General features: G+C 63.0%; 32 protein-coding genes. 13 read left to right on the top strand and 19 right to left on the bottom strand.

Translation table 11 applies throughout. From position 1 onward, the window contains the following. Nucleotides 1-3: 3 nt before the first annotated feature. Together ppx and LB535_RS11500 are read right to left on the bottom strand one after the other, a co-directional pair. Nucleotides 4-1539, bottom strand: a complete 1536-nt coding sequence (ppx, locus tag LB535_RS11505; protein ID WP_224632237.1) for an exopolyphosphatase — start codon at nt 1537-1539, stop codon at nt 4-6. Then, nucleotides 1536-3731 (bottom strand): RNA degradosome polyphosphate kinase, encoded by a 2196-nt coding sequence (locus LB535_RS11500; protein WP_224632236.1) that lies wholly within the window; start codon nt 3729-3731, stop codon nt 1536-1538. Before LB535_RS11500 ends, ppx begins: the two co-directional genes overlap by 4 nt. 252 nt (nt 3732-3983) lie before the next feature. Between LB535_RS11500 and LB535_RS11495 the strand changes: the two genes are divergently transcribed. Together LB535_RS11495 and LB535_RS11490 are read left to right on the top strand one after the other, a co-directional pair. Then, nucleotides 3984-4229 (top strand): zinc-finger domain-containing protein, encoded by a 246-nt coding sequence (locus LB535_RS11495; RefSeq protein ID WP_027169907.1) that lies wholly within the window; start codon nt 3984-3986, stop codon nt 4227-4229. A gap of 15 nt (nt 4230-4244) precedes the next feature. After that, nucleotides 4245-5477 (top strand): FAD-dependent monooxygenase, encoded by a 1233-nt coding sequence (locus LB535_RS11490; RefSeq protein WP_224632235.1) that lies wholly within the window; start codon nt 4245-4247, stop codon nt 5475-5477. A 95-nt stretch (nt 5478-5572) separates the two neighbouring features. Here the strand turns inward: LB535_RS11490 and LB535_RS11485 are convergent, their stop codons facing one another. The 5 genes from LB535_RS11485 to LB535_RS11465 form a co-directional block, all read right to left on the bottom strand. Continuing rightward, nucleotides 5573-6244, bottom strand: a complete 672-nt coding sequence (locus tag LB535_RS11485) for a TIGR02117 family protein (protein WP_224632234.1) — start codon at nt 6242-6244, stop codon at nt 5573-5575. 172 nt (nt 6245-6416) lie between these two features. Then, nucleotides 6417-7166 carry an amino acid ABC transporter ATP-binding protein gene (locus LB535_RS11480; RefSeq protein WP_036259985.1) on the bottom strand — a complete coding sequence of 250 codons (750 nt, stop codon included), beginning with the start codon at nt 7164-7166 and terminating at the stop codon, nt 6417-6419. A 68-nt stretch (nt 7167-7234) separates the two neighbouring features. Then, complete coding sequence (locus tag LB535_RS11475; protein WP_224632233.1) at nt 7235-8392, bottom strand: amino acid ABC transporter permease; 1158 nt, start codon at nt 8390-8392, stop codon at nt 7235-7237. A 4-nt stretch (nt 8393-8396) separates the two neighbouring features. Continuing rightward, complete coding sequence (locus LB535_RS11470) at nt 8397-9584, bottom strand: amino acid ABC transporter permease (RefSeq protein ID WP_140840759.1); 1188 nt, start codon at nt 9582-9584, stop codon at nt 8397-8399. A 62-nt stretch (nt 9585-9646) separates the two neighbouring features. Next, the gene (locus LB535_RS11465; protein WP_140545460.1) at nt 9647-10675 is read right to left on the bottom strand and encodes an amino acid ABC transporter substrate-binding protein; all 1029 of its coding nucleotides are present in this window, start codon (nt 10673-10675) and stop codon (nt 9647-9649) included. A 464-nt stretch (nt 10676-11139) separates the two neighbouring features. On the opposite strand from LB535_RS11465, the gene LB535_RS11460 reads away from it, so the two are divergent. The 5 genes from LB535_RS11460 to LB535_RS11440 all read left to right on the top strand — a co-directional run bounded on the left by LB535_RS11460 (nt 11140) and on the right by LB535_RS11440 (nt 15583). After that, complete coding sequence (locus LB535_RS11460) at nt 11140-12312, top strand: cystathionine beta-lyase (RefSeq protein WP_224632232.1); 1173 nt, start codon at nt 11140-11142, stop codon at nt 12310-12312. A gap of 144 nt (nt 12313-12456) precedes the next feature. Beyond that, nucleotides 12457-13155 (top strand): RNA polymerase sigma factor, encoded by a 699-nt coding sequence (locus LB535_RS11455; RefSeq protein ID WP_224632231.1) that lies wholly within the window; start codon nt 12457-12459, stop codon nt 13153-13155. Nucleotides 13156-13262: 107 nt separating this feature from the next. Next, complete coding sequence (locus LB535_RS11450) at nt 13263-13787, top strand: DUF4142 domain-containing protein (RefSeq protein WP_224544660.1); 525 nt, start codon at nt 13263-13265, stop codon at nt 13785-13787. Next, a complete protein-coding gene (locus LB535_RS11445) occupies nt 13784-14170 on the top strand; it encodes a cupredoxin family copper-binding protein (RefSeq protein ID WP_224632230.1) in 387 nt (128 codons plus the stop codon). The genes LB535_RS11450 and LB535_RS11445 overlap by 4 nt, the downstream gene beginning before the upstream one ends. Before the next feature lie 327 nt (nt 14171-14497). Beyond that, nucleotides 14498-15583: an HPP family protein gene (locus LB535_RS11440; RefSeq protein WP_224632229.1), complete on the top strand. Its 1086-nt coding sequence runs from the start codon at nt 14498-14500 to the stop codon at nt 15581-15583. A gap of 100 nt (nt 15584-15683) precedes the next feature. On the opposite strand, the gene LB535_RS11435 is transcribed toward LB535_RS11440, so the two are convergent. Next, entirely contained in the window at nt 15684-16907 is a 1224-nt protein-coding gene (locus LB535_RS11435) for an anion transporter (RefSeq protein ID WP_224632228.1), read from the bottom strand. Nucleotides 16908-17582: 675 nt separating this feature from the next. Further along, entirely contained in the window at nt 17583-17747 is a 165-nt protein-coding gene (locus LB535_RS11430) for a DUF3309 family protein (RefSeq protein WP_095768421.1), read from the bottom strand. A gap of 202 nt (nt 17748-17949) precedes the next feature. Here LB535_RS11430 and LB535_RS11425 point away from each other — a divergent pair, with 202 nt between their 5' ends. From LB535_RS11425 to LB535_RS11410, 4 genes are all read left to right on the top strand, one after another. Next, nucleotides 17950-18117: a Thivi_2564 family membrane protein gene (locus LB535_RS11425; RefSeq protein WP_095768420.1), complete on the top strand. Its 168-nt coding sequence runs from the start codon at nt 17950-17952 to the stop codon at nt 18115-18117. Nucleotides 18118-18176: 59 nt separating this feature from the next. Continuing rightward, the gene (locus LB535_RS11420) at nt 18177-18470 is read left to right on the top strand and encodes a hypothetical protein (RefSeq protein WP_411969560.1); all 294 of its coding nucleotides are present in this window, start codon (nt 18177-18179) and stop codon (nt 18468-18470) included. A gap of 120 nt (nt 18471-18590) precedes the next feature. Beyond that, nucleotides 18591-19031, top strand: a complete 441-nt coding sequence (locus LB535_RS11415) for a GFA family protein (protein WP_224632227.1) — start codon at nt 18591-18593, stop codon at nt 19029-19031. Nucleotides 19032-19580: 549 nt separating this feature from the next. Next, nucleotides 19581-20126 (top strand): hypothetical protein, encoded by a 546-nt coding sequence (locus LB535_RS11410; RefSeq protein WP_224632226.1) that lies wholly within the window; start codon nt 19581-19583, stop codon nt 20124-20126. Nucleotides 20127-20152: 26 nt separating this feature from the next. Here the strand turns inward: LB535_RS11410 and LB535_RS11405 are convergent, their stop codons facing one another. Continuing rightward, a complete protein-coding gene (locus LB535_RS11405) occupies nt 20153-20413 on the bottom strand; it encodes a hypothetical protein (RefSeq protein WP_210200012.1) in 261 nt (86 codons plus the stop codon). Nucleotides 20414-20584: 171 nt separating this feature from the next. On the opposite strand from LB535_RS11405, the gene LB535_RS11400 reads away from it, so the two are divergent. Continuing rightward, on the top strand, nt 20585-20779 hold the full coding sequence (locus tag LB535_RS11400) for a hypothetical protein (protein WP_140840737.1): 195 nt from the start codon (nt 20585-20587) through the stop codon (nt 20777-20779). A gap of 112 nt (nt 20780-20891) precedes the next feature. On the opposite strand, the gene msrA is transcribed toward LB535_RS11400, so the two are convergent. The 6 genes from msrA to LB535_RS11370 all read right to left on the bottom strand — a co-directional run bounded on the left by msrA (nt 20892) and on the right by LB535_RS11370 (nt 23368). After that, nucleotides 20892-21413 (bottom strand): peptide-methionine (S)-S-oxide reductase MsrA, encoded by a 522-nt coding sequence (gene msrA, locus LB535_RS11395; RefSeq protein ID WP_095768415.1) that lies wholly within the window; start codon nt 21411-21413, stop codon nt 20892-20894. Nucleotides 21414-21567: 154 nt separating this feature from the next. After that, nucleotides 21568-21888: a hypothetical protein gene (locus tag LB535_RS11390; RefSeq protein WP_140840735.1), complete on the bottom strand. Its 321-nt coding sequence runs from the start codon at nt 21886-21888 to the stop codon at nt 21568-21570. Beyond that, complete coding sequence (locus LB535_RS11385) at nt 21888-22082, bottom strand: hypothetical protein (protein WP_140840733.1); 195 nt, start codon at nt 22080-22082, stop codon at nt 21888-21890. The genes LB535_RS11390 and LB535_RS11385 overlap by 1 nt, the downstream gene beginning before the upstream one ends. Further along, nucleotides 22067-22306, bottom strand: a complete 240-nt coding sequence (locus tag LB535_RS11380; protein WP_140840732.1) for an ABC transporter permease — start codon at nt 22304-22306, stop codon at nt 22067-22069. Before LB535_RS11380 ends, LB535_RS11385 begins: the two co-directional genes overlap by 16 nt. 109 nt (nt 22307-22415) lie before the next feature. Beyond that, the gene (locus tag LB535_RS11375) at nt 22416-22619 is read right to left on the bottom strand and encodes a hypothetical protein (RefSeq protein WP_140697169.1); all 204 of its coding nucleotides are present in this window, start codon (nt 22617-22619) and stop codon (nt 22416-22418) included. Continuing rightward, nucleotides 22616-23368 carry a glycoside hydrolase family 108 protein gene (locus LB535_RS11370; RefSeq protein WP_224632225.1) on the bottom strand — a complete coding sequence of 251 codons (753 nt, stop codon included), beginning with the start codon at nt 23366-23368 and terminating at the stop codon, nt 22616-22618. Before LB535_RS11370 ends, LB535_RS11375 begins: the two co-directional genes overlap by 4 nt. Nucleotides 23369-23396: 28 nt before the next feature. On the opposite strand from LB535_RS11370, the gene LB535_RS11365 reads away from it, so the two are divergent. Further along, entirely contained in the window at nt 23397-23825 is a 429-nt protein-coding gene (locus LB535_RS11365; protein ID WP_224632224.1) for a hypothetical protein, read from the top strand. Here LB535_RS11365 and LB535_RS11360 read toward each other — a convergent pair. Genes LB535_RS11360 through LB535_RS28985 form a run of 3 tightly spaced genes read right to left on the bottom strand, consistent with a single transcriptional unit; the run spans nt 23822 to nt 26646 of the window. Then, entirely contained in the window at nt 23822-24580 is a 759-nt protein-coding gene (locus LB535_RS11360) for a hypothetical protein (protein ID WP_224632223.1), read from the bottom strand. The two genes, LB535_RS11365 and LB535_RS11360, sit on opposite strands and share 4 nt — an antisense overlap. Further along, nucleotides 24580-25020: a hypothetical protein gene (locus tag LB535_RS11355; RefSeq protein ID WP_224632222.1), complete on the bottom strand. Its 441-nt coding sequence runs from the start codon at nt 25018-25020 to the stop codon at nt 24580-24582. Before LB535_RS11355 ends, LB535_RS11360 begins: the two co-directional genes overlap by 1 nt. A gap of 12 nt (nt 25021-25032) precedes the next feature. Further along, a complete protein-coding gene (locus LB535_RS28985; RefSeq protein WP_411969559.1) occupies nt 25033-26646 on the bottom strand; it encodes a terminase large subunit domain-containing protein in 1614 nt (537 codons plus the stop codon). Between the last annotated feature and the right edge of the window lie 104 nt (nt 26647-26750).

The following is a 26750-nucleotide window of genomic DNA, read 5'->3' as shown; positions in this document are numbered from 1 at the left end:
CCGTTACTTCACCGAGACGCTCGGCCCGCCCTCGACCGCGAGCACCAGGCGGCGGTTGGTGATACGCGCCAGTTGCGCCAGCCGGCCGGCCGGGCGCTCACCATAGAGGTCGGAAAGCGAGGCCGGCAGCACCAGCGCGAGCGCTCCGTTGCCGCGGCTTTCCCACTTCAGCCTCGGCATGACGCCCGGCATTGCCGCTGTGAGGAGATAGACCACACGCATCATCGCCGCCAGCACGCGGGCGCGTTCCAGAAGGCGCGGCGGCGCCAACGCCTTGATCTCGGGAGCGATGCCGTCGTTGAAGATGCCGTCATGGCGATAGGCGTTGGCCAGGGCCAGATAGGCGCGGCCGGGATGATCGACGCCGATGAAGGAGGCATGCGCGATGATGTTGAGCGACTGCCTGCCGCGATATTCAGGGTGTGCGCGCCAGCCGATATCGGCGAGCAGGCAGGCGGCATGACGGTAGCGCGCCTCGTCTTCGGTCTCGTCAATGCCGAAGGCCTTGAACGCCTTCCCGGTCCATTCGACCAGATCATGTGCGTGATGCACCGAGCGCGAGCGCAATAGCGCCAGTTCCTCGGCGGCCGAGATCAGCGGGTCGGCCTTCTGCTCGGCGGCGTCGAGCAGCGAGTAGAGGAAACCCTCGCGCACGCCCTGCGCCGAGACGACGATCTTCGACGGCTGCATGGCCGACATGATCTCCTGCAGCACGACGGCGCCGTAGGGTAAGAGCGAGCGGCGGTTCTTGGAAACGCCCTCGATACCGCGCACCTTCTCGACCTCGCCCCTCGCCACCTGCTTCAGGAAGGTCTGCGCGCTGTCGGCCGAAATCTCGTAGTGATGCATGACGCCGAGCGGATAGTTGGTCATTTCCATGTGCAGCCTGGCGAGGTTTCGCCAGGTGCCGCCGACGGCATAGAAGACCCTGCCCTGCCCGCCCTTGAGCAGCTTTGCCCGCGCCAGCTCCTGGCGCGCGATCTTCTGCGCCTGGACAAGCGAGTTCTTCGCCATATCCTGCAGGCGCAGGCCGCCAAGCGGCAGCGTGATGCCGTCGCCGATCGCCTCGCGATTGATATCGATCAGCTCGAGGCTGCCGCCGCCAAGGTCGCCGGCGATGCCGTTGGCCGGATGAAAGCCGGAAATGACGCCGAGCGCCGAATAATAGGCCTCCTGGCGGCCGGTGAGCACACGGATCTCGGTCTTCAGCACGTCCTCGGCGCGGTGGATGAAATCGGGGCCGTTGCCCGCCTCGCGCGCCGCGGCTGTCGCCAGCACATACATGTGCTCGGCGCCCGCCTGGTCCGAGAGCGCGCGGAACCGGCGGAATTCCTCCATCGAGCGCGTCACCGCCTCGGGGTCGAGCTTGCCCGTCGAAACGATGCCGCGGCCGAGGCCCGCCAGCATTTTCTCGTTGAACAGGAGCGTGGGCGAGCGCGCCAGCCCCTCATAGACGACAAGGCGAATCGAGTTCGATCCGATGTCGATGATCGACAGCGGCCGCCGGTCCTGAAGCCGGCCCTGGGAAACTGCAGTCACGCGGCGCTGTTCTTCTTGCGGCGCTTGAACTGGGCAATGCGCTTGGGCGCATGCGATTTCAGCGCGTCACCCCGCCCGGAGAGGCTCGGATTGGTCATGAAATATTCCTGCGCGTTGAACGGCTCCTCGCCCTCCTCCAGCACAACGCGCCGGGAGGTGCCGTCAGCCAATACGTCGAAACTTTGCTGGTTGTCCATGATGTTGCCCAGCATGATCTGGCCAAGCACCTGTTCATGCACAGTTGGATTGGTGATCGGCACCAGGGTCTCGACGCGGCGGTCGAGATTGCGCGGCATCATGTCGGCCGACGAGATGTAGACGACCGCCTCGTCGGACGGCAGGCCGTGGCCGTTGCCGAAGCAGAAGATGCGGCTGTGCTCGAGAAAGCGGCCGACGATCGATTTCACCCTGATGTTCTCGGAAAGACCCGGCACCTGCGGCCGCAGACAACAGATGCCGCGCACGACGAGGTCGACCTCGACGCCGGCGCGGCTGGCGTCGTAAAGCGCGTCGATGACGGTCGGATCGACCAGCGCGTTCATCTTCATCCAGATGCGCGCCGGTCGGCCGTCGCGGGCATGAACGATCTCGTCCGAGATGTGTTTCAGGATGCGCTTGCGCAGCGTGAAGGGCGATACGGCAAGGCGCATCTCCTCGGCGGGCTCGGCATAACCGGTGATGAAATTGAAGAGCTGCGCGACATCGCGCGCGATCGTCGGGTCGGTGGTGAAGAAGGACAGGTCGGTGTAGATACGGGCGGTAACCGGGTGGTAGTTGCCGGTGCCGAGATGCACGTAGTTGCGCAGCCGGCCATCCTCGCGGCGCACGATCAAAGACATCTTGGCGTGGGTCTTCAGCTCCAGGAAGCCGAACACGACCTGCACACCGGCGCGCTCGAGGTCGCGCGCCCAGCGGATGTTGGCTTCCTCGTCGAAGCGCGCCTTGAGCTCGACAAGTGCCGTGACCGACTTACCGGCCTCGGCGGCGTCGATCAGCGCGCGCACGATCGGGCTGTCGTTAGAGGTGCGGTAGAGCGTCTGCTTGATCGCCACCACTTCCGGGTCGGCGGCGGCCTGGCGCAGGAACTGCACCACCACGTCGAAGGACTCGTAGGGGTGGTGGACGACGATGTCTTTCTCGCGGATGGCGGCGAAGCAGTCGCCGCCATGCTCGCGGATGCGCTCGGGAAAGCGCGGATTGTAGGGGGTGAATTTGAGGTCGTCGCGCGGAATGGCGACGATCTCGGAGATCTGGTTGAGCGCCAGCGGGCCGGTGAGCACGCTGATGCGGCTCGACGACACGCCGAGCTCGCCGGCGACGAAGTCCCGCAACGCGGCCGGCATCAGCGTGTCGAATTCGATGCGGATCACCGAGCCGCGGCGGCGCCGCTTCAGCGCCGTTTCGAACAGGCGCACCAGGTCCTCCGACTCTTCCTCGACCTCGATGTCGCTGTCGCGGATGATGCGGAACGTGCCGGAGCCCTTGACCTCGTAGCCGGGGAAAAGCTTGCCGATATAGATGCCGACCACTTCCTCCAGCGGAATGAAGCGGACATGGTTCTTGCGGTCGGGCAGGCGGATGAAACGCCTGAGCGCCACCGGCAGGCGCAGCAGCGCGCTCATCTCCTCGCCATTCTTGCGATGGCGCAATTGCAGGGCGATGGAAAAGCCGAGATTGGGGATGAACGGAAACGGATGCGCCGGGTCGATCGACAGCGGCGTCAGCACCGGGAAAACCTGTTCCTGGAAATGCTCCTCCAACCAGGCCTTCTCATCCTTGGTCAGCGCGTCGCGGGTGATGCTCTCGATGCCTTCCTTGTTGAGCAGCGTCATCAGCGCCGAGAGGCTCTTCTGCTGGTCTTCCTGAAGGCGCTCGACCTCCCGCAGCAATTGTTCCAGCTGCTGTTCGGGCGTGCGGCCGTCCGGGCTCTTCAGCGCGATGCCCTCGCGGACCTGGCCGGCAAGGCCGGCGACGCGGACCATGAAGAACTCGTCGAGATTGGCGGCCGAGATCGACAGGAAGCGGACGCGCTCGAGCAGCGGATGATGCTCGTTCAGCGATTCCTCCAGCACGCGGCGGTTGAATTGCAGCCAGGAGAATTCGCGGTTGACGAAACGATCGGGATTGCCGCCGTCGGGGCTTGCCGCCTCGACGGTGATGAACTCGCTCTGCACAGGCTTCAGTTCGTTCATGGTTTCCTGCTCTTGCCCGCAACCGTTCCCAGGAGGCGCCGCATACTGCCGTTAAACGACGCTCTAGCATGTCTTTATGACGCATGATCGTCACGGAATCGCTCCGGCACCGGCCCCATGCGCTTAACCGGCTCAACTTATCCTCTGCCAGCCTTTTGCGACAGTTTGATTTCATCGATCTTGCAAACTGGCCTGTTATGCTCCAGATGCAAACTGGTCACACCCACTGGCCGAACCCAATTGGAGACGACGATGGCAGGCGGCAGCATTCCCCATTTCCAGAACGACGCGGGCCATCCGGTCATCGAGATCGGCGTCAAGGAATTCATGTGCACCGGCGCCAACCCGCCCTTCGACCATCCGCATGTGTTCCTCGACATGGGCGACGACAATGAAAAGGTCTGCCCTTACTGCTCGACGCTCTACCGCTATTCACCGTCGCTGAAGGCGACGGAAACGCAGCCGGCCGGCTGCCTCTATGTCGACCAGGCCGCCTGATCGTCCCGATCAACCATGACTGAAATAAGGTCCCGGCAGATCGTCATCGCCGGGGCTGGCATTGCCGGGCTCGTGGCGGCGCTTGCCTTTGCCGAGCGTGGCTTCCCGGTAACACTGTTCGAGCAGGCCAGGCAACTCGAAGCGGCCGGTGCCGGCCTTCAGCTTTCCCCCAACGCGACCCGGATCCTGCGGCGGCTCAGCGTGCTCGATCGCCTGCTGCCCAACGCGATCCGGCCGCGAGCGGTGGTGCTGAAGGACGCAAGGAGCCTGCGAGAGCTGGCGCGCGTGCCGCTTGGGGAAACCGCAGAAAAGCGCTGGGGTGCGCCCTATCTCGTGGCGCACCGCGCCGACCTGCAGGCGGCGCTGATGGCGGCGGTGGCGGAACGGCCCGGTATCGCGCTTGTCACCGGTGCGCGCGTTACCGGCTTTGCCGTCGACCCGCAAAGCGTTACCGCGAGGGTCGAGATCGACGGCAAGGCGACGGATGTCGCATGCGGTTTGCTGGTTGCAGCCGACGGCGTCTGGTCGTCGGTTCGCGCCAAGCTTGCCCGGACGGCCGGCTTTGCGGCAAGCCGCTTTTCGGGCGAACTCGCCTGGCGCGCGACGGTCCCGGCGGAAAGCGTCGCCGGCCAGGCTTTTATGCAAATCGGAGCCACCGACAGCGTCACCACTTTCCTGCATCCCGGCTTCCACATGGTCGCCTATCCGGTGAGCAAGGGCAGCGCCGTCAACCTTGCCGCCTTCACCAAGGGCGAGCGCATTGCTGAAGGCTGGTCCGGCCATGCCGACCCTGCGATTCTTTCGGCTGCCATGCGAGGCACGGCGGCAGCGCTGGCGGAGCTGGCGGCGCTTGCCGGGCCGTGGACAGCCTTCCCCATCCACACGGTCGCGCAGCGGCGCTGGACCATGGCGGAGGGAGTAGCACTGATCGGTGACGCCGCGCACGCCATGACGCCCTTCGCGGCGCAAGGCGCGGCCATGGGGATCGAGGATGCTGCGATGCTCGCCAATCTGGTCGCCGATTTTCCGGGCGATCCAGCTCGAGGCCTTGCCATCTGGGAAAATCTCAGACGCCCGCGCGTCGAGAAGGTGCTGAAACGCGGAGCGCTCAATCGGCTGGCCTGGCACGCCTGGGGACCGGTGGCGATCACACGCAATCTGGTGCTGGCGGCGCGACCGGCGGAAAAGCTCGCGGCGGACCTGGACTGGCTCTATGGGTGGGAGGAGCGGGAGGTTGTGCGGCGGTAGCGCGCCCGACGGCCGGACATGCTGGCGGCGCAGCGCTCCTCTGTCCTGCAGGACAGAGGAGGGCGCGAAGAAATGAGGCGCTCGCAAAAGCGCTGCTAATTATACAAGCTCAGCGACCAACCCAACGAGACCGGCAGAGGGTTCCACCATCCTGTGCGAAGGCCTGCAACGCGCAGTCCCGCGCCCGTCCACGTATTACAGCCAACCAGCGCGTTGAAATGGCCGTTGGCCTCGTAAAAACGGTCGAAAGTTGAATAGCCCGCATTTTCAATCGCCATCGGCCCGCCCGCCTCTCCCTGCCGGAAGCTTGCCGCGATATAGTCGAGCAGCGCCGAGAAATGTTCCTCATCGATGTCAAAACCGGCGACATCCGGATGCGGCTCAAGAATAGCCCCCGCAGCATCGACATGCATCACCGAGGCGTCGAGCGTAAGCGCCTTCAGCACCGGCATGGTCTTCAATTGCGACCAGGTCGGCGTCTCCAGATAGAAGGCGCGGCCGCCCCAGCCGAAGACGATGTAGCGCGCCTCCTGAGCCTCGATCGGCAGGCCGGTATCGGCGAGAAAGGCAAAGCGCCGGCGCACGCCGTCGTCGAGGGGCACGGCGATGTCGGTGTGGATCGGGTTCTTCAACACCAATATGTGCCGCGTCCCCTCGCCTTCGGCCCGTGCCGCCGGCCAGAACGGACGCGGCACCAGCGTGCCGAGCGCGGCGGCAAGCACCGCCGCTCCCAACAGCATCACCATATATCGCAGGACTCGTCTCATCGGGTGCGGTCGTTCCGTCTCGTCTGCGTCAACCCGAGGATAACCTGGACGATCAGGCTAGACGATTTCGCAGCGTCAACCAAAAATGAGCCGATCCTTGTCCGAGCGCCCGAATGCAAAAAAAGCCCGGCTGTTTCCAGCCGGGCTTCCGAAAATTTAGCGTCGCGCCCGCTCAGTGCAGGATCTGCGACAGGAAAAGCTTTGTGCGTTCATGGCGCGGATGGTCGAAGAATTCGGCCGGCGTGTTCTGCTCGACGATCTGGCCCTGATCCATGAAGATCACGCGGTTGGCGACTTTGCGGGCAAAGCCCATCTCGTGGGTGACGCAAAGCATGGTCATGCCCTCTTCCGCCAGCCCCACCATCGTCTCCAGCACTTCCTTGATCATTTCCGGGTCGAGCGCCGAGGTCGGCTCGTCGAACAGCATGATGCGCGGGTTCATGCACAGCGAGCGTGCGATCGCCACGCGCTGCTGCTGACCGCCGGAGAGCTGGCCCGGATATTTGTTGGCCTGTTCCGGTATCTTGACGCGCGTAAGGAAATGCATGGCGATTTCCTCGGCCTGCTTCTTCGGCATCTTGCGCACCCAGATCGGCGCCAGCGTGCAGTTCTCCAGGATGGTCAGATGTGGGAACAGGTTGAAATGCTGGAACACCATGCCGACCTCGCGGCGCACCTCGTCGATCTTCTTCAGATCGTTGGTGAGTTCCTTGCCGTCGACGATGATCTTGCCCTTCTGGTGCTCTTCCAGCCGGTTGATGCAGCGGATCATGGTCGACTTGCCGGAGCCGGACGGACCGCAGATAACGATGCGCTCGCCGCGCATCACCTTGAGGTTGATGTCCTTCAGCACATGGAACTCGCCATACCATTTGTGCATGCCGACGATGTCGATGGCGACATCGGTGGTGGAGATGTGCATCTTGGCGGCGTTGACCTTGATTTCTTCCGCGCTGACGGCGTTTTCGGTGGCCATAACCTGTTCCCTTTTTATCGTTTATAGCCGGTGTCGAGCCGGCGTTCGGTGTACATTGAATAGCGCGACATGCCGAAGCAGAACAGCCAGAAAACGAAGGCGGCAAAGATCAGGCCGGACCTCGCGGTCTGCGGGGTCGCCCAGTTGGCATCGGCGAAATTCTGCTTCACCACGCCGAGCAGGTCGAACATCGAGATGATCAGGACCAGGCTGGTGTCCTTGAACATGCCGATGAAGGTGTTGACGATGCCCGGAATGACCAGCTTGAGCGCCTGCGGCAGCACGATCAGGCTCATCTTCTGCCAGTAGCCGAGGCCGAGCGAATCGGCGCCCTCATACTGGCCCTTCGGGATTGCCTGCAAGCCGCCGCGAATCACTTCGGCCATATAGGCGGCGGCAAACAGCGACACACCGATTAACGCACGCAGATACTTGTCGAAGGTAACGCCCGCGGGCAGGAACAGCGGCAGCATGACGCTGGCGAAGAATAGCACCGTGATCAGCGGAATGCCGCGCACCGTCTCGATGAAGACGATACAAAGCCATTTGATGATCGACATCTTCGAACGGCGCCCGAGCGCCAGCACGATGCCCAAAGGCAGCGACACCGCAATGCCGACGAAGGAGAGGCTGAGCGTCACGAGGAGCCCGCCCCAGCGCGAGGTCTCGACAACCGGCAGGCCGAACACGCCGCCAAGCAGCAGGAAGAAGGCGACGATCGGCAGCGCTACGAACAACAGCACCGCATTCAATCCCTTGCGCGGCACGCGCGGGATCAGCATCGGCACCAACAGCGCCACGAACAGGATGGCGACCAGGATCGGCCGCCAGCGCTCCTCGATCGGATAGGTGCCGAACATGAACTGGCCGAACTTGGCGTTGACGAAAGCCCAGCAGGCACCAGTCCAGCCGTCGGGCTGGATGCCGCCTTGCGTGACGGTGGTGCAGACGGTGCGATCCGGCCCGGTCCACTGGGCATTGAGGAAGGCCCAGCTGATGACCTGCGGCAGGATCCAAAGCACGATGGCGATGCCGAGGATTGTGAGGACGGTGTCGCCGACCGAACCGATCAGGTTCTTGCGCACCCAGGCATAGGCGCCGCGTTCGGTAGGCGGGGCCGGCTGGGCAAGCGCCATCTCGGTGCGCACCCAGGACATGTCATGTTCCTGCATGGCCCTACCTCTCCACCAGCGCCATTCTGGCATTGACGATATTCATGACAAAGGACGTCACAAGGCTCAGCACCAGATAGGCGATCATCATGATGAAAACGCCCTCCACCGCCTGCCCGGTCTGATTGAGCACCGTGCCGGCGGTGGCGGTAAGGTCCGGATAGCCGATAGCGATCGCCAGCGAGGAGTTCTTGGTCAGGTTGAGATACTGGCTGGTGAGCGGCGGGATGACTATGCGCATCGCCTGCGGGATGACCACCAGCCGCAGGATCGGACCGGAGCGGAGGCCGAGCGCCGCCGCCGCTTCGCTCTGCCCTTTGTTGACGCCCCTGATGCCGGCGCGCACGATCTCGGCGATGAAGGCCGCCGTGTAGAAGGAGAGCGCCAGCAAGAGCGACAGGAATTCCGGTTTGACCCAGAAGCCACCGGTCAGATTGAAGGTCGACTGCTTCGGAAAATCGAAGGTGAGCGGCATGCCGCCGAGCAGGAAGGCCAGCACCGGCAGGCCGATGATTAGCGCGACCGATGTCCAGAAGACCGGAAATTGCTGGCCGGTCGCCTTCTGCCGCTGTCGCGCTCTGTGGGCGACGAACCAGGCCATTGCAATCGCGAGCAGCAGTGCGACGCCGATCAGCCAGGAGCCATCGCCCCAAACGGCGCGCGGAAAATAGAAGCCGCGCTGGTTGAGGAACGAGCCGAAAGGCAGGTGGATGCTCTCGCGCGGCGGCGGCAGCACGGCCAGCACGCCGGAATACCAGAAGAAGATGACCAGCAGCGGTGGGATGTTGCGGAAGATCTCGACATAGACCGTGCAGATCTTGCGGATCAGCCAGTTCTGCGACAGGCGGCCGATGCCGATGGCGAAGCCCACGATGGTCGCAAGCACGATGCCGGCGGCGGCGACAATGATCGTGTTGAGCAAACCGACGACCAGCGCGCGGAAATAGGTCGAATCGGACGTATAGGCGATCGGCGTGTCGGAAATGTCGAAGCCGGCCCTGCTCCTGAGGAAACCGAAGCCCGACGCGATGTGCAGACGCTGGAGGTTTTCGATGACGTTGTGGACGATCCACCAGATCGAACTGAACAGCAGGATCACGACCAGCGTCTGAAAGAACAGGCTGCGTATTTTCGGGTCATTGATGAAGGAGCCGCGACTCGGCTCCTCGCGAAGGATTTCCTGCGAAGCCATGGACCGTCCTCTGGAAAGAGAAACCGGGAGACAGACGACCTGCCTCCCGGATCACGTTTCAATCAGCGGATCGGCGGACCGTATTGCAGGCCGCCTTTGGTCCACAGCGCGTTGATGCCGCGCGCGATCTTGAGCGGGCTGCCCGAGCCGACATTGCGCTCAAACATTTCGCCGTAGTTGCCGACAGCCTTGACGATGTTGACGACAAAGTCGTTGGAGAGGCCGAGATCGGCGCCATACTTGCCGTCCGGTTCAGTGCCGAGAAGGCGCTGGATGTTCGGGTCGGTCGACGTCTTCATCTCATCGACATTGGCCTGCGTGATGCCGGCTTCCTCGGCGTTGAGCAGCGCGAAATACGTCCAGCGCGCGATATGCGCCCACTGGTCATCGCCCTGGCGCACGGCCGGGCCGAGCGGCTCCTTGGAGATGATCTCGGGCAGCACGACATGGTCGGCCGGCGAGGAGAGCGTCAGACGGATACCATAAAGGCCGGACTGGTCGGTGGTGTAAGCATCGCAGCGACCGGCGTCATAGGCGGCGTTGACCTCTTCGAGCTTCTCGAACACGACGGGGTTGTACTCCATCTTGTTCTTCTTGAAGTAGTCGGCGAGATTGAGCTCGGTGGTGGTGCCGCTCTGCACGCACACGGCGGCGCCCGAAAGCTGCAGCGCGGAGTTCACGCCGGGCAGCTTCTTGGCGTTGATCATGAAGCCCTGGCCGTCATAGTAGGTGATCCCAACAAAATCGAGGCCGAGCGCGCTGTCGCGGTTGCTGGTCCAGGTGGTGTTGCGCGACAGGATGTCGATCTCGCCCGATTGCAAGGCGGTGAAACGCTCCTTGGCGCTGAGCGGCGTGAACTTCACTTTGGAGCCGTCACCGAAGACAGCGGCCGCAACGGCGCGACAGAAGTCCGCGTCGATGCCCTTCCAGTCGCCCTTGTCGTCCGGCGCCGAGAAGCCGGCGAGGCCGGTCGAGACGCCGCACTGGATAAAGCCCTTCTGCTTCACGGTATCGAGCGTGCCGGCCGAGGCGGCAGACGCCATGAACCCGAGCGCGGCGACGCCAAGAATGCCGATTGCAATGTGTTTCATGACCCACAGACCCTTTTCTGTTACAGGCGCCCCTATCGCCAGGCGACGCTTGATCTTTTTTCGTTTGTGAATGCAGCTCCCACTCCAAGGCCCACTCCCGGGACCCGCATCGGTTGCGATGCGCTGCCTCCCATTCACGAAACGCATCGAAGGCGATTATTCCTGTGAGGTCAAGGGAAATGACCGATTCCTCAGAGGTTTGAAAGCAATTGCCGCAAATGCCAGAATTGCGGACAAGAGCACATGAAACCGGCAGGCGATGCGAACAAATCAGTCAAGTCGCGGCGTTGCGAATCCGTGCTCCTGCGGCAGAATCCGCTGCGGCAATAGCGTTCTTTACTGGGCTTGAGCGCCTTTGGATTGGCCCAGCGGAAGACCGGCTTTTGGCGGGCCCGACGCGGTTGCGCCGGCTTTGCCGCCGCTTTATGGCTGATCCCCTGACATCATTCGACAGGCGACGAACCATGGCTAGAGACGTCATCGAAATGGGCATCAACACGCTGCTTGCCCATTCCGGCAACAACCCGCGTGACTATTTCGGCTTCGTCAACCCGCCGGTCGTGCATGCCTCGACGGTGCTTTATCCCGACGCCGCTTCGATGGCTGGGCGCAGCCAGAAATACACTTACGGCACCCGCGGCACCCCGACGATGGACGCGCTGACGCTCGCCGTCGATGCGCTGGAAGGCTCGGCCGGCACGATCGCCGTGCCCTCCGGGCTGGCGGCGGTGACGGTGCCGCTGCTCACCTTCCTTGCCGCGGGCGATCACCTGTTGATCGTCGACAGCGTCTACCACCCGACGCGCCACTTCGCCGACACGATGCTGAAGCGGCTCGGCGTCGAGATCGAATATTACGAGCCGCGCATTGGCGCCGGCATCGCTTCGCTGATCAAGCCAAACACAAAGGTGGTGTTCACCGAATCGCCGGCATCGAACACCTATGAGGTGCAGGACATCCCGGCGATCTCCAAGGCTGCACATGCGGCGAACGCCATCGTGATGATGGACAACACCTGGGCGACGCCGCTCTATTTCAAGCCGCTCGACCATGGCGTCGACATCTCGATCCACGCGGCGACGAAATATCCGGCCGGTCATTCCGACGTGCTGCTCGGCCTGGTTTCGGCCAACCACGCCTGCTGGACAAAGCTTTATGATGGGTTTTGCGCGTTGGGCTGCTGTTCCGGTCCCGACGATATCTACCAAGTGCTGCGCGGCCTGCGCACGATGGGCGTGCGCCTCGAGCATCACCGCAAGAGCGCGCTCGACATCGCGCGCTGGCTGGAGGAGCAGCCTGGGATCGCGCAGGTGCTGCATCCGGCGCTGGAAAGCCATCCCGACCATGCGCTCTGGAAGCGCGATTTCTGCGGCTCGAGCGGAGTCTTCTCAATCGTGCTCAACGGCGGCGGCCAGAAGGCCCAGCACGCCTTTCTCGATGCGCTCAAGATCTTCGGCCTCGGTTATTCCTGGGGCGGCTATGAAAGCCTCGCCGTTCCGGTATTCCTCGGCGACCGCTTGCTTGCCAAAGGCTCGTATGCCGGCTCGCTGATCCGCCTGCAGGTCGGGCTCGAGGATGTCGAAGATCTCAAGGCCGACATTCTGCGCGGACTCGCGGCGGCCGCCGCAGCCGGATGACAGGCTGATCGGCACGGAATCCGCACCGGCGGCAGACAAGCCTCGGTCGAAGCGGTAGCATGGGGCCGTGCAGCCAGCCCGGGAACCTTTTGTCGGCAGGCGCATCCAACCGTGGATGCAACATCTGTCGGGAGATCGGGCGCGATGATAAAGCCCGCCATCGAAACCGCTGAGGTCGGTACGGCCGAAGCCGGCGACATGGCATTGGTTCGCCGGGCGCTTGCGCGCGATCCGAATGCGTTCCGTGCCATCATCAAGACGTACAACCAGCGCCTCTACCGCATCGCGCGCGGCGTGGTGCGCAACGACGCGGAGGCCGAGGACATCGTGCAGGAGGCCTATTTGCGCGCCTTCGCAAGTCTGAGCAGCTTTCGCGGCGAGGCTTCGCTCTCCACCTGGCTGTCGCGCATCGTCATCAACGAAGCGCTCGGCCGGCTGCGCAAGCGCAAGCGCGTCGCGGCCATGCATGAGAACCCGGAGGCGCAGATCATCCGGTTTCCTTTGAATCCAACCGACTTGAACCCAGGCGACGATCCGGAGCGGACGATGGCGCAGCGGCAGATTCTGAGGCTTGTCGAACGGGCGACCGACAGCCTTCCCGATGTCTATCGCACCGTCTTCGTCGCCCGCGTCATCGAGGGCCTGAGCATCGAGCAAACCGCCGATTTTCTCGGCGTGAGGCCCGAGACGGTGAAGACCAGGCTGCACCGGGCGCGAACGCTGGTGCGAAAGGCACTGGACGACGAGATCGGTCCGGTGCTGCTCGACGCCTTCCCCTTTGCAGGCCGGCGTTGCGAGCGGCTGACGCAGGCGGTGATGAAAAGGCTGGGATTCGAGCCCTAATTTCGATTTCCCGATCTTTTCCTGGGAACGTTTCGTTCTCGCCCGCATCCAACGGCAGTCAACACCCGATGAAGCCCGTAGCCAGAGCGCCGGGCAAAGGAGATGCCATGTTCATGCGATTAACCGCCGCCCTCGCCGCCCTTTCCTTCGTGAGCACGGCGCCGCTGGCGCTAGCCGCCGAAAAGCCCACCGATCCGCAGATCGCCCACATTGCCTATACGGCCGGCACGCTCGACATCGAAGCGGCCAAGCTGGCGATCAAGAAGTCCAAGAACAAGGAGGTCGTCGACTTCGCCAAAGACATGGAGCGCGACCACGAGGCGGTGAACAAGCAGGCGCTCGAGCTCGTGAAGAAGCTGAAGGTCACGCCCGAGGACAACGACACCAGCAAGGCCCTGACCAAGGCTGCGAAGGAAGAGGACGCCAAACTGGCGAAGCTCAAGGGTGCCGCCTTCGACAAGGCCTATATCGAGAACGAAGTGGCCTATCACAAACAGGTCAACGGCGCGCTCGAAACCTTGCTCATCCCCTCGGCCAGCAATGCTGAGCTGAAGAGCCTGCTGGAGACCGGCCTCAAGGTTTTCCAGGGACATCAGCAGCATGCCGAACACGTCGCCGGCATGTTGAAATGAGGCCGCTTTTGCTTTGTTTTGAGGCAATTCCTGGCGGAAGGCTACGGCGAAGTCGCTGCGCCCAATCGTTCCACACTTTTCCAGGACTTGCTCCGGTCACCCTGGCACTGGCGCTCATCGCATCGCCGGCGTTCGCGGCGTCGATCGAGATAACGATCGACAAGCTGGTCTTCTCGCCCGCAAACATTCAGGCCAAGGTCGGCGATACGATCGAGTGGACGAATAAGGATGTGATCGCCCACACCGCGACAGTGAAAGGGGGCTGGGACGTGATGATCCCGGCAAAGTCGAAGGGCAAGATTACGCTGAAGGCGGCGGGGACAGCGGACTATTTCTGCCGCTTCCATCCCAACATGAAGGGCCATGTCGAGGTGGCGCCCTAGCTATCCGAGAGCGAGGCGCGCGCAGCGCCTCGCTTGACGTTGCAGCAATCCTCCCATGCCGAAAGCAGCCTCAGCGCCGCGCGCCGCACTCGCACACTTTCGCCGAGGCTAGGACATTCGGGCGAATTGCAGAACCGACTCTGCAAACCGTCGTAAAGGCTTGGCGCGATTGCGAAAGCCGAGGCCGCTGGCGGCGCGTCCTGCGCGGATCGCTGTGCAATAATATTCCCCTCAGCAGCGAATCTACGGATTGGTTTGGCTTTCAAATCCGCGGCTTCAGCAGCATTGCGGGCAACGCAATTCCACCTCTTCGATCCAGGGCCTGCCATGGCGTTTCGCCTTTTCGTTCCGATCCTTGCTGGCGCGACGCTTCGCGAACGGCTGCTTGCCTGCATCGGCGCTACTATCGGTATCGCGCTCACCGGCATGATTAGCGGGCTCGCCATGGGTAGTGGCCCGCTTGTGGCGATGCTGGTGGCGCCAATGGGCGCTTCGGCGGTGCTGCTCTTTGCCGTTCCCTCGAGCCCGCTGGCGCAGCCCTGGTCGATCATCGGCGGCAACACGATTTCGGCGCTGGTTGGCGTGACGGTTGCGCATTTTGTGCATGACACGGTGATCGCCTCCGGCTTAGCGGTGGCGCTGGCGATCGCCGCCATGTCGTTCACGCGCTCATTGCATCCGCCGGGCGGCGCAGCGGCGCTTACCGGCGTGCTCGGCGGGCCGGCCGTCGCCGCCGCGGGCTTCCTGTTTCCCTTCGTGCCGGTAGCACTCAACTCGACCATCCTGGTTGCGCTCGGCTTCCTTTTCCACAAGCTGTCGCGGCGCAACTATCCCCATGTGCACGTGCCCGCCGCCCGCGGCCACGGCACCGCCGACCGGCCGCCAGCCGAGCGCGTCGGCTTCCGGCCCGAGGATGTCGACGCCGCCCTCTCGGCGCTCGACGAGACCTTCGACATCGACCGTGACGACCTGGAGCGCCTGCTGCGCCAGGTCGAGTTGCAGGCCATGGTGCGCTCACAGCGTACGCTGCTTTGCAAAGACATCATGTCGCTCGATGTGATCTCCGTGGCGGAAAAGGCGTCGGCCGACGACGCGCGCAAACAGCTGATCGACCACAACATCCGCACCTTGCCGGTGATCGACGCGGACGGACGGCTCTCCGGCGCGGTCGGTCTGCGCGAGCTGACAAGGGCGACCGACACGGTCAAAGGGGTGATGTCTAAGGCCGGCACAGCCTCACCCGACAACCCGGCGATGAGTCTGCTGCCGGTGCTGACCGACGGCCGCAGCCATGCCGTGGTGATCGTCGATGCCGAGCGGCGCATCCTCGGCCTGATCACCCAGACCGACCTGCTCGCGGCCGCCGCACGCCTGCAGCAGGCAGACAGGGCGCCGTTGAAAGCGGTGGCCTAAGCAAGGCCCTCACCCGGCAAGCCGGCTGCCAGGTCGAGACGCTGCCGCCGGTCATGTCGCCGCGGCGCCCTCGATCAGGCGGTCCGAAGGGACAGCGTCTTCAGGCCCAGGCTAGCCAGGCGGTGCCGGCAAGAAGCGTCACCAGCGTCAGCGGCAGGCCGACCTTAAAGAAAGCCGAGAAGGAAAGCTCCTTGCCGGCAGCTTTTGCCTGCTCGGCGACGATCAGATTGGCAACCGAGCCGAGCAGCGTGAAATTGCCGGCAAGCGTCGAGCTCATCGCCACGACCAGCCAGGCGCGCGCCGGGTTTTCCAGCCCAGGAACGAAGGGCCGGAGCGCCAGCACCGCCGGCACATTGCTCATGATGTTGGAAAGCACCGCGGTGAAGCCGGAGAGCCGCCAGACATCGTCGAGTCCGATGTTCTTGGCCCAGGCGATCATGTCGGGCGTGAGCAAGGTGCGCTCGGCACCCGCCACCACCACGAACAAGCCGGCGAACATGAAGAGCAGCGGTCCGTCGATCTCGCCGTAAATGCGCCGCGGCTTGATTGCCCGCGTGACCAGCAGGAAGGCGCCGGCAATGAGCGCCGCCTTCGCGACGGGAACGCCGGCGAAGAAGGCGAGCGCCAGCAACACGCACACGATGGTGGCCTTCAGGACCTGCCCGGGCAGCATGCGGCCGCGATAGACTTGCGGGCTGAGCTCGGCAGGGCGGGAGAATTCGGCCCGGTAGACGATGCGCACGATGACGATGACGCAGAGCAGGCCGAACAGCGCCACCGGCGCGAGCGCCAGCGTGAAAGCCGGATAGGAAATGCCGGACAGCGCACCGATCACCATGTTCTGCGGGTTGCCTGTGATGGTGGCGACGCTGCCGCAGTTCGAGGCCGTGCAGGTAGCGATGAGGTAAGGCACAGGGTTGCGGTTGATGACTCGTGTGACGTGCACGACGATCGGCGCCATCACCAGGCAGATCGCGTCATTGACCAGGAAGGCCGAGAGCGCGCCGGTCAGCAGCGTCACCATTACCAAAAGCATGAAGGGCGCGTGGGCATGCTCGATGGCAAAGCCGCCGAGCGCCCGAAACGCGCCCGAGACCTTCAGATGCGCCACGACGATCATCATGCCGAGCAGCAAGGTTATGGTGTCGAAATTGATGGCTCTGTAGGCATCCTCGATGCCGATCGCGCCGATTGCGATCATGGCGGCGCCGCCCAGCAACGCGATGCCGGCGCGGTCGAGCCGCAGGCCCGGAATACGGCCGACGGCGACGCCGGCATAGGTGAGCACGAGGATGAAAAGCGCGCCCGCGCCGGTCCATGTCATTGCAAGAAGGTTCCCTTTGCGTGCCCTGATCCGTCGACGCATCGGGCGGCACCACATTTAACAACGCCAGCGCAATGGGAAAGCGCACAAGCGCGTGAAAGCCTTATGTCGCTTTCACGCCTTTCACATTCATAAACCCTAATGTAAAGAATAGTGAATTAACATATGTGACCGATAATCCAGGCGTTGGGGTCTAAACGGATGAACACGGTCGTTGAAGCGGAACATGGCGTCCCGTCACGGGAGGAACTGATGCGCCCGCAGGAATGCTCCCGCTGTCACGGGGCCAAGAAGGTTTTCGTTTGCGCGCGCTGGCTGAGCTCGAACGGCCATTGCTGCCCAGAGGGCACGCACCGGCTGAATTGTCCGGGACACAGTATCGTGTGCCTCGAATGCAGTGGGCGCGAGGGCTAGCGGGATTCGCCGATCTGCCGCCGGTCGACCGCAACGCTGCCGAATCCTGTTCTGTGGCAGCAATGATCATCTGCCTGCGATGCGCCCTGCGACGGCAAATGCTTCCGCTCCTTGCCGTAGTCGCGCTGATCGCCGCCTAGCCCGCCAAAACTCGCCGAAACGCAGATCGGGAACCGCGACGCCAGCCGCGAGGCAATCGCCCGGCGGCGAAGCTGAGGGACGCGCTGGCGACACTCCGAGGCCTGGTCGCATCGTGGGCCGTCAGATGCGGCCGAGCAACACCAGGATGATCACGATGACCAGGACGAGTCCGAGGCCGCCGCCGCCATAATAGCCGGTGCCGTAGAAAGGCCCTCCGCCTAAGCCGCTGAAGCCGCCAAGCAGGGCAAGAATGAGAATGATGATGAGAATCGTGCCGAGGCCCATGGTTTCTTCCTCTCTGACAGTGCGATCCCGCGCATTGCTATCGAGGAAGTGAACTCGCAAGCCGCGCGCATGTTCCGCCGACGTCGAAGCCGGCTTCTGCTTTCGGACGACACGATCGGTGGCTCAATCCGCTTGGAACCATTTCGCAGCCGGCAACGTTGGAGCCTGCCCATCCGGGCAATCTTGATAAGAAGGCAGGCAAATGGGCGTATCGATCCTTATCGGCATATTGATCACTTTCCTGGTGGTGATCCTGGTGCTTTACCTCGTGCAACGCCTGCCGCTCGATGCCCGCGCGCGCCAGATCGCGCAGATCATCGTCATCATCATCGGAATCGTTTCGCTGCTCAAATATCTTGCGGTGTTCTAGCCGCGATCCATATTCGACACCCGGAAACTTCAAAAACCTGGCGTCCCATGAGAACCCTGTTGATTGCACTTGCCGCAGGCAAAATGTTGTGCGCCGGCCCAATGTTGTGCACCGTGAGCGCCGCCTACGCCCGGCCGGACACACGCGCGATGACTTGCGAGCAGACGCAGACGCTGATCAAAAGTGATCGTGCCGTGGTCTTGAGCACAGGCGCGGATACTTATGACCGATTCGTTCGGCAATTCGGCAATGAGTGCGACTGGCCGGAAGTGCCTGTGTCGACGACGGTTCCGACCAAAGACGGCGAGTGCCGCGTCTATCGGTGCGAGGAGCCGATCAACCTCCCCGACTGACCGTGCTTCTTGCACGCAGGCGTGGAACCATCGCAACTTGTTGCGGGTTTTAGCAGCCGGCAGCGGGACCTGCCGGGGCAACCGAAATTGGCTCTGTGCATAGCCGCAGGAGGAACAGCAATGCCTGAAATCGCGCGCAGCGGGAGTTGCCTGTGTGGCGGGGTGCAGTTCCGCGTCACTGGGGAGCCGCTCCGGGTCGGCCTCTGTCACTGCAAGGACTGCCGCAAGACAAGCGGATCGGCCTTCCATGCCTACGCCGTATGGCCGCTAAAAGCGTTCGAAACCACCGGCATCACCAGCAGCTATGGCGCTCGGAGCTTTTGCCCCACCTGCGGAAGCCGCGTTCCGTTCGTTGGCGACGACGAGGCCGAAGTGACGATCGGTAGCCTGGACGTTGCGCCAACCGAAGGGCTGGTGCCGAGCTATGAACTCTGGATCGGACGCCGCGAGCCCTGGTTGCAGGCCCTGCCCACGGCGCGCCAGTTCGAGCATGACCGGATCGCCGATGATTCGGCCGCAAGCGCTGAAGCCGACCTGGAGCCGCAGCAAAGACTGGCTTAGGTTGATCTTTTGGCAGACTTTAGCCTGAACGACAGAGACCTTCAGTCTAGTGACGGCTTCCGCACGTCCGGGAGGACGCCCGGCCGCGGACTGATATGCGCGGGCTTTTCTCGAAGTTTCGCGTTTTTCAACCACCGGTCGGTTTGCCGGTCAATCGGCTGACGCTAGCATTTGGAGATGCTGCAAATATGAGGCGGCAAGCCGGCTTGGCTTCCTGCAGCAGTACGCAAAGAGCTTTATTCTTTTACAAAATATAAGAATTTTCAACCATGCCTCTTGCGGAAATACAACCTCCGGGGTTGTTTCTCCTGCTTGTCCGCCGCGTTTTCGCGTAAAACGCCAAGCGGCAGTTGCAACATCAAAGTGAAAATTCTTTCGGCTCAAGAAATTTTTCTTCGCCCTCTTTCCGGTTATATCAACATGACATCCCCGAATTGCCAGTGGCAGCAAGTCTTATGACTTCCGGCCTTGTACAAAAGGCCATGTTTGTTTCTTACCGTTTTTGCGACATAGTGCTGCCAAAGCTTGAAACCGGACGGGGCGGTTTTCATGACGACGGCGCCTGAACACGGCCGCAACATGCATGTGCGGTATCCACCGATCGACGGGTTCTGGACCTGGGACATCAAGCGCGACCGCGTTTATGGCGACGCCAATCTTTCAGATTATTTCGGTCTGACACTCGATGAGTTCTCTCATGGCGCTTCGCTTGAACGATGCATGCAAAGCATCGATCAGGACGATCGTTCACGGGTTCGGCTGGCGATCCGCAAGGCCGTGGAGCGCAGGTCCGCATTCAGGGAGGTCTATAGGGTCCATTCCGAGAAGATGGGGTTGCGCAAGATCCTGGCCGTCGGCCAATGCTATGTTGACGGGACAGGCGAGGCAGCGCTCTATCCCGGCTGGTTCGTCGATTTGACGGACGACGCCGCGTGCGAAGAGCAGGCGCTGCGCGAGATCCGCAACCATGTCGAGCAAGCCAAGGACCTAGCGCGGTCGATCGGACACGACCTGATGTCCTATCTCCTGGACAACATCGAGGAAGAGGTCGAGCAGCGGCTTAGCGCAAGGCTGGGGAGGCGAAGATCGTCTTGAAGCAGCTTTCGCCGATTGCTCGCGGGTCAATTTCGCTTGCCGCGCCGGCCGACTTCAGCCACGACCATGCGCGCAAAATGCGACTGGGGCGACCGGCGCTCTATGAGCTTGGCCCGCTCCAGGGCTGCATCGCCGTAAAATTCGATCAACACGCCGGCAGCCTTGGCGGCGTCGGCTTTCAATCGGCCGAAATCGGCTTGCCCGCTCTCGCTCGGGGGCTCGCTCCTGGCGATCACGTCAAGCATGGCTTGCAACTTGTCAGGAGTGCTGCCCTCGTCTTCGTGCATGGTCGCCATCCGATTGGGCGCGCAAAATATCGACATTTCCGCGCGATGTCCAACAGCTTCGTTGATCGGGCGTCCCCAGCGCAACCGAGTACAGCTTCACCGCGAGCGAGGCGATAATCTTCGTACAAGCATAGTGAGCCAAACTTACCGCACCGACATTTGGGGGCACCCATGGACCAGCCTAGCAAAATGGAAAACCTGCAATTTGCGCAGGGAATCCTGCGAGAACTTCGCCAGAAGGCGGAGGCCGATGGCGAGAAGCTTCTGACCTACCTGATCGACATGGCTTATCTCGAAGCCAGCGACCGCATCCGCGCCCACTGGATCGGCAACCACGAACACGAAGGCCGCCGAGCCAAGGGCTAAGGCCCGCCGGGCCGGGACAACCAGCCGAAACGCAAAAAAGCCCGCCATGCCTTCCGGCATGGCGGGCAGATCAAAGCGCGTGAAGACTATGTCAACACACCGCGGTCGCTGATTATGATGCGGCCGCCTGTTGGCGAACCGGAAGCTTCCAGCCCGGCCGTGCGAAATGGCAGGTGTAGCCGTTGGGATAGCGCTCGAGATAGTCCTGATGCTCGGGCTCGGCTTCCCAGAAGGGCCCGACCGGAGCGAGCTCGGTGACGACCTTGCCAGGCCACAGGCCGGACGCGTCGACATCGGCTATCGTGTCCTCGGCGATCCGTTTCTGTTCATCGCTGGTATAGAAAATCGCCGAGCGATAGCTCGCGCCGATATCGTTGCCCTGGCGGTTCTTCGTCGTCGGATCGTGGATCTGGAAGAAGAATTCGAGCAGCGTGCGGAAGCTGGTCTTGGCCGGATCGAAGATGATCTCGATCGCCTCGGCGTGGGTGCCGTGGTTGCGGTAGGTGGCGTTGGGGACATCGCCGCCGCTGTAGCCCACTCGCGTCGAGATCACGCCGGGCAAGCGCCGGATCAGATCCTGCATGCCCCAGAAGCAGCCGCCGGCAAGGACCGCGCGCTCGGTGGAAGAAGCCATGTCGTACCTCCTTTGGATTGCTCCATAGATAGGCGTTGCGCCTGGATTCTTCCAGCGGCTCGAGCGGGCAAACCGCTGAAACCGTCATCTTGGTATCGTGTGGACGATCTCCCGGTCGATGTCTCGATGCCTGCACGGTGTCGGTCCGCCGCGATCAGGAATCCGGCATTTGTTTGAATCTTCGCACGACCACCTCGAAAACGATGTCCGAGATCCACATGGCCGAGACTCCGATGAGGAAGGCTGCGGCGAGCGTGGTGGTGTCGTCGGCGGCGGGAATTGGCAGGCCGCTTGCCCGGACCCAAGCGACGACAGGCAATGTCAGATAGGCGGCGGCCAAGGCGCCGCAGATGGGCGAGGCAATCATCTCGCGCAGCTTGTAGCGATGGCGCGACAGCGCCCGCAGCACGCCGCCGGCGAGCCCCGCTGCCACGACCTGGCCCTTGATGCCGAGAAGATCGAAGATGTCATGCATCACGGCCTCCAGCCGCAGAGTTTTTCGCCCTTGCGGTTGTGCGCAAGCAGCGCCCTCGCCTCCTGGTCGGACAAGGCATCGACCGCGCTGGCAGAGAGGCGCATCGGCGGGGCGACGGCGCAGAAGCTGCCCCTGCCCGTCGTGCAGCCGGCGAGCGCGGCGACGATGGCGGCGACGATCAATCCCTTGCCCATGACTTCAGCTCCTTTCTGACCGCGTCAGCCGGCAAAGCGCCGACATCGTTGTCGACCTGGTCGGCGACATCCCGGGCCGCGGCCTCGGCGCCGGCCTGCTTGCTGCGCTCGGCCCTTGCGCCTGCGAGGCGCTGGCGGAAGCCCCAGCCGAGCGCGCCGACAAGGCCGGCTCCGATCGCCAGGATTGTCGGATTGGTGAGAAGCCATGCCAGCAGCGCGCTCATAGCAGCGCTCCGATGAGAAGACCGGCGACAAAGCAGGCGGCGCCGATAACGACATACGGCCTGGCGGCTTCGATACAGGCGGTGAGCAGAGCTTTCAGATTTTCCATGGTCAATGCTCCCAGCCGAAGCGGCGCGCGAGCAGATGCCACCACTCGGCCGCGGCGGCGATGGCAAGACCGAGGCCGGTCTCCAACGCCATTTGAATGTCGGGATCGGCGGAGAATGCCGAGGCGTCGTCGGCGCCCAGAAGGCCGCGCGCGACAAGCACGCCCGCGCAATAGCGCAGGGCGACGCGGATGATGACGGCAATCATTGGCAGAGCACTCCGAAAAGATTGCAGGAAAGATGCGCGGTCCAGGCGGTGAGCGAGCCGAGCGCCAGCGTGATCAGCGCGAAGACGCCGGCTGCCTTGGCAGCCGATGCGGATTTGTGTGGCGCAGCGGGCGCCTCGCCGGCGGCAGGCAATCCGGCGCCGGCAGGAGTTGCGGCTAGCGGGACGTCATCGGGGGACGTAGGCCTCGGCGAAGCGTATCCCTCAGTCGCCGACGGCGCCGCCGACATCAGCAGCGCCTGCCGGCGCACGGAGGCGACTCGGACGCTCCAGCCCCGGCCGAAGCTCGGCCAGGTCGATAGTTTTTTCAGGAAGGCGAGCCGCGCGTCGCACAGCGCATCGATGACGACGCCGGCGGGTTTTGCCCTCACCGCCGCCAGCGTGGCCGGGCCAATGCGGCCATCCCTAACAACGCCGAGCACACCTTGAAGATACTTCGCCGCCCTGCGAGGCCCGCTGTTCACGGCGAAGTCGAAGACGGCGTAGTCGATGCCGCCGGGGAGCTGCGCGCCCACCACAGCATCCCAATAGAAACGGCGGTAGACGGTGGCGACTTGGTCATCCGAGATGGCGCGCAGATCGGCCTTCGTGGCGTCTGCTTTGACGTAGCGGCGGAAATTGGCGAGCGTGACACCTTTCATGGTGGCGCCGCCCGGATCGGCGGGGTTGTCGGACCAGCCGCCTTCGGAGGTGAGGACGAGCGAAAGGGCACGCGTAAAGTTGCGGTCCATGGGGTTCCTTTCCGCCGGGAGGGGCAGGATGGGAGTTGTTGAAATTGTCGGTGGCGCGAGCGTAGTGGCCCAGACTATAAAACGGAGCCGCGCACCAAATCAGGGCAAGGATCGTATGGGAGTCTTATCATTGCTCTTTGGAGCACGATCATCGACGGACAAGCCGCACTGGCTGAAGGTTGAAGACAGAACTGGTAGCCCCAGTTTCTGGAATGATATTCAAAGTCTTTTTGAGCGTGCGATGAGCGAAAGCCAACAGACTGCCGGCGCGGCCATGTATCGGGTGGCGGCACCCGCGAACATTTTCTATTTTTCACCTTCGGCAGCGGACTTTCTGCAACCTCAGATCGCTTTTCTGGAAAGCGCAGAAGTCAAAGTGACGCGATGCAGCCCGCCCCGACCAATCGACGTGGTGTTCATCTCTGGCGACAAATCGCTCACGAGCGGTGCACGCTAGCGCCACGATGCGCCAACAAGCACGTTGCTTTGACTGCCTGTCCAAGAAAGAGTTTCGACATGAGGCGCCTCGGCAGTGGTGTTGATCTTGCTGGCCCAAGTGTTGCGGCGGTTCGACCCATCAGTGAAATCCTGGGAAGCTGAAGACCACGAGGTGCTGGCGCTGTTGTTGACAAGGGCCCCGTAGACAGCAACCCCGCCCGACGCAAGATTGAACGAGACGGCTACCGAGGTGCCGGAGCTTCCGGACGCGCCGTTGGACCCAACCGGCATAGCACTCTGGTATCCAGTGAGTGCATATACACCCAGCCCATGGCTTGACGAGGTGCCACCATTGCCATTCAGCACGACGTTGATGGTATATGTTCCCGCAGTGATGACTCGTGATGCGAGACCACCCTTGGTCAGCGTCGAAGGCGTGGTGACGTGGAGCGTTCCTGCCGTACCGCCGAACGTGATAGACGAGACTACTCGCGAATTGGTGGCCAACGAGCCGAAGCAAGCAATGGCGAGGCAGTCATTCGGAAACGTGAAGTCACCGAAGTTGATAGTTGTTGCGCTTTCCTGCGTAAGGATGCTCTGGCCGATATAGGCAAGTTTGAGCGGCTTCGGCGCCGTTGTGACGGGGATGATCCCTGGCAGTACCCCCAGCAATGGCTTCCTATGCGGATGAAGCAGCTCGAGTTCTGCCGGCCGAATAACGGCTGGCTTCGGTGGGGTGTACAATTTGGCTGGCGGAGAAAGATCAATGAACATCAGACCCCCAGGCCCAGCGCGAATTTCAACTCGCTGATCGAGAGATCGTAGCTCGCCAGCATAGCACCCACCTTCTCCTCTGCCGTCGGCGGCTCCGGTGGCGGCGGGGTGTCCTCGACTTCGTAGACCTGCTGGATCACGCCATCGGTTTCCACATAAGACGGTGCGCCGACGACCTGTTTTCCTTCCGGCGCTTCGAAGGGCACGGCAATCCTGCCGCCCACTGCCTCGACTTCGTCGATCGTCCAAAGGCCCTGGTCGTAGAAGCAGCGCAGGCTGTCGCCGTTCATCTGGATTTCGACAGGATAAGGATCGCATCGCGTCTCCACTTGCCGGCCATCCCCGTAGATGGCGGTATAGGTACCGACCATCTGGGTCACGATCGAGGAGGCGTGCCACTCCTGCCAAACGTCATTGATCTTGCGAACGAGAAGGGACATCGGGTTCTCCTGTTAGGTTCTCAAAACGCTGGTGATGACAAGGCGGCTCGCCGTGTCGACAAAGCCGGCCAGGAAGACGGTTTCCGTCGTCTGGATGGTGATCGGAAAGCTCTCGACGCCGGCCGCTGGCACAAGATTTGCGCTTAGGCTCACGGTGCGTGCGGACGTCACGGCGGTGATCTTGAGCACGAAGCCGAACTGGGGCACCGCATTTGTCGGATTGCCGATCGTCACGTTCGTCGACGCAGCCAATGAAGCGTTGTTGCCAAGCGACATATCCCACGAGACCGACGCGCCGGACGTAAGTGTCTGGTAGGCTACGGTCGACTTTAATGCGGCCGCTGTGAGAAGCTTGTTTGCCGTGCCGAGCTGGAATTCGCTGTTCGAAGCGATCGCCGCCGAAGCGAGCATGGCATAGGTCACCAGCCCGGCCGGCACCATGCCTGCCGTCAACTGGCCGAAACCCAGCGCCGAGGACACGCGCCGCAGCAGAGTGTCATCCGACCCAGCCGCGATGTCCGCGCGTGCGCCGCTCGAATTGGCCGATCGGCCGAGGACCGACACCGCAGCGCTGTCAGCCAGGGTATTCAGTGCTATGGCGTTCGCCGGCGGGCTGAAGGTGCCGGTGAAAGAGGCATTGGCTTTCGGCGCCAGGCTCGCCACCGCCACGCCGCTGTCCTTCACCAGCTTGCCCGTCGTGCCGTTGAATGTGGCGATGTTGTCGGCCGCGGCCGAGGCCGGCCCTGCCACCAGGCTTCCCACTGCCACGCCACTGTCCTTACCGGCCTTCCCCGTGGTACCGGCGAAGGTGACGATGTTATCGGTCACCGAGGAGGCCGGGCCCGTGAAGTCACCCACGCCAGTGCCATCCGCACCCTTGTCGCCAGCGCGTGTGAAGATCAGCCAGATGCCGTCGGTGCTGGTCGGCAAGGTGCCGGCGCCGCTGACATAGGCGAGCGTAAGCTTCCGATAGCGCGTGGCGGCCATCAGATCGTCGCGCAGCTTCACCACCTGGCCGTTCTTGCGATGGTAGAGGCGGAACTCCTCGAACCACGCGGCCAAGGTCGAAAACACCTTGAAGCGGCCGGACTGCATGCGGTCGAGCATGTCCATCAGCCCGGCCTCGACCGAGACGGAGCCGTCGGCGAAGCGGGCGTGGCTGGTCAGCATGTTCAGCCCGTGGGCGGCATATTGTCTGGCCAAAGCCACGCCGGCGCCTTCCAGCGTTTCGCGGCGGCCGTCGCGCGGCCAGGCGAAGGGGAGCCATTCACCCCAGGCCTTCAGCGCCAGCGCCTGCATCGCTGGCGTTTGCTGGGAGGCGCGATGCGCCTTCGTCACGTAGACGACATCCGCTTCGGTATCCCAGGCAAGCTCGACCGCGGCCGACGGATGGTCCCAGCCGAAATCGAGCGCGCCGATGCGCGGCCACCACCGCGGCAATTTGAACGGCTCGCAGGCGATCGTCTCCTCCGCCACCGGAAAGATGCGGCCTGAGCCGAGAACAGGGATACCTTTCGCGCGGGCTTCGCGCTCATGCTCGGGATAGGCCGCGACGATCTCAGCGCGCTGTTCGGACGAATAGTGCCCGGCATCGTCGATGGTCATGAAGGTGACGTGTCGGGACATGGCAAACCTTTCCCTTCTCCCCTTGTGGGAGAAGGTGGATCGGCGCGCAGCGCCGAGACGGATGAGGGGTGTTCCAGCGGAGAGACGCGCTGGCGTTCCCTGGA

The organism is Mesorhizobium sp. CA10, from assembly GCF_020165285.1.
GTDB lineage: Bacteria > Pseudomonadota > Alphaproteobacteria > Rhizobiales > Rhizobiaceae > Mesorhizobium.
This window is presented reverse-complemented; position numbering and strand designations above follow the sequence as displayed.

Excerpts from the sequence above, each read along its gene's own strand:
- LB535_RS11410 (WP_224632226.1), top strand. The coding sequence starts at position 19,581 with ATGACGACGGCGCCTGAACACGGCCGCAACATGCATGTGCGGTATCCA.
- LB535_RS11440 (WP_224632229.1), top strand. The coding sequence starts at position 14,498 with ATGGCGTTTCGCCTTTTCGTTCCGATCCTTGCTGGCGCGACGCTTCGC.
- LB535_RS11495 (WP_027169907.1), top strand. The coding sequence starts at position 3,984 with ATGGCAGGCGGCAGCATTCCCCATTTCCAGAACGACGCGGGCCATCCG.
- LB535_RS11400 (WP_140840737.1), top strand. The coding sequence starts at position 20,585 with ATGGACCAGCCTAGCAAAATGGAAAACCTGCAATTTGCGCAGGGAATC.
- LB535_RS11370 (WP_224632225.1), bottom strand. The coding sequence starts at position 23,368 with ATGGACCGCAACTTTACGCGTGCCCTTTCGCTCGTCCTCACCTCCGAA.
- LB535_RS11460 (WP_224632232.1), top strand. The coding sequence starts at position 11,140 with ATGGCTAGAGACGTCATCGAAATGGGCATCAACACGCTGCTTGCCCAT.
- LB535_RS11480 (WP_036259985.1), bottom strand. The coding sequence starts at position 7,166 with ATGCACATCTCCACCACCGATGTCGCCATCGACATCGTCGGCATGCAC.
- LB535_RS11415 (WP_224632227.1), top strand. The coding sequence starts at position 18,591 with ATGCCTGAAATCGCGCGCAGCGGGAGTTGCCTGTGTGGCGGGGTGCAG.
- LB535_RS11475 (WP_224632233.1), bottom strand. The coding sequence starts at position 8,392 with ATGCAGGAACATGACATGTCCTGGGTGCGCACCGAGATGGCGCTTGCC.
- LB535_RS11485 (WP_224632234.1), bottom strand. The coding sequence starts at position 6,244 with ATGAGACGAGTCCTGCGATATATGGTGATGCTGTTGGGAGCGGCGGTG.
- LB535_RS11450 (WP_224544660.1), top strand. The coding sequence starts at position 13,263 with ATGTTCATGCGATTAACCGCCGCCCTCGCCGCCCTTTCCTTCGTGAGC.
- LB535_RS11470 (WP_140840759.1), bottom strand. The coding sequence starts at position 9,584 with ATGGCTTCGCAGGAAATCCTTCGCGAGGAGCCGAGTCGCGGCTCCTTC.
- LB535_RS28985 (WP_411969559.1), bottom strand. The coding sequence starts at position 26,646 with ATGTCCCGACACGTCACCTTCATGACCATCGACGATGCCGGGCACTAT.
- LB535_RS11365 (WP_224632224.1), top strand. The coding sequence starts at position 23,397 with ATGGGAGTTGTTGAAATTGTCGGTGGCGCGAGCGTAGTGGCCCAGACT.
- LB535_RS11435 (WP_224632228.1), bottom strand. The coding sequence starts at position 16,907 with ATGACATGGACCGGCGCGGGCGCGCTTTTCATCCTCGTGCTCACCTAT.
- LB535_RS11490 (WP_224632235.1), top strand. The coding sequence starts at position 4,245 with ATGACTGAAATAAGGTCCCGGCAGATCGTCATCGCCGGGGCTGGCATT.
- LB535_RS11380 (WP_140840732.1), bottom strand. The coding sequence starts at position 22,306 with ATGAGCGCGCTGCTGGCATGGCTTCTCACCAATCCGACAATCCTGGCG.
- LB535_RS11405 (WP_210200012.1), bottom strand. The coding sequence starts at position 20,413 with ATGCACGAAGACGAGGGCAGCACTCCTGACAAGTTGCAAGCCATGCTT.
- LB535_RS11445 (WP_224632230.1), top strand. The coding sequence starts at position 13,784 with ATGAGGCCGCTTTTGCTTTGTTTTGAGGCAATTCCTGGCGGAAGGCTA.
- LB535_RS11390 (WP_140840735.1), bottom strand. The coding sequence starts at position 21,888 with ATGCATGACATCTTCGATCTTCTCGGCATCAAGGGCCAGGTCGTGGCA.
- LB535_RS11425 (WP_095768420.1), top strand. The coding sequence starts at position 17,950 with ATGGGCGTATCGATCCTTATCGGCATATTGATCACTTTCCTGGTGGTG.
- LB535_RS11355 (WP_224632222.1), bottom strand. The coding sequence starts at position 25,020 with ATGTCCCTTCTCGTTCGCAAGATCAATGACGTTTGGCAGGAGTGGCAC.
- LB535_RS11430 (WP_095768421.1), bottom strand. The coding sequence starts at position 17,747 with ATGGGCCTCGGCACGATTCTCATCATCATTCTCATTCTTGCCCTGCTT.
- LB535_RS11360 (WP_224632223.1), bottom strand. The coding sequence starts at position 24,580 with ATGTTCATTGATCTTTCTCCGCCAGCCAAATTGTACACCCCACCGAAG.
- LB535_RS11500 (WP_224632236.1), bottom strand. The coding sequence starts at position 3,731 with ATGAACGAACTGAAGCCTGTGCAGAGCGAGTTCATCACCGTCGAGGCG.
- LB535_RS11375 (WP_140697169.1), bottom strand. The coding sequence starts at position 22,619 with ATGATTGCCGTCATCATCCGCGTCGCCCTGCGCTATTGCGCGGGCGTG.
- msrA (WP_095768415.1), bottom strand. The coding sequence starts at position 21,413 with ATGGCTTCTTCCACCGAGCGCGCGGTCCTTGCCGGCGGCTGCTTCTGG.
- LB535_RS11465 (WP_140545460.1), bottom strand. The coding sequence starts at position 10,675 with ATGAAACACATTGCAATCGGCATTCTTGGCGTCGCCGCGCTCGGGTTC.
- LB535_RS11455 (WP_224632231.1), top strand. The coding sequence starts at position 12,457 with ATGATAAAGCCCGCCATCGAAACCGCTGAGGTCGGTACGGCCGAAGCC.
- LB535_RS11385 (WP_140840733.1), bottom strand. The coding sequence starts at position 22,082 with ATGGGCAAGGGATTGATCGTCGCCGCCATCGTCGCCGCGCTCGCCGGC.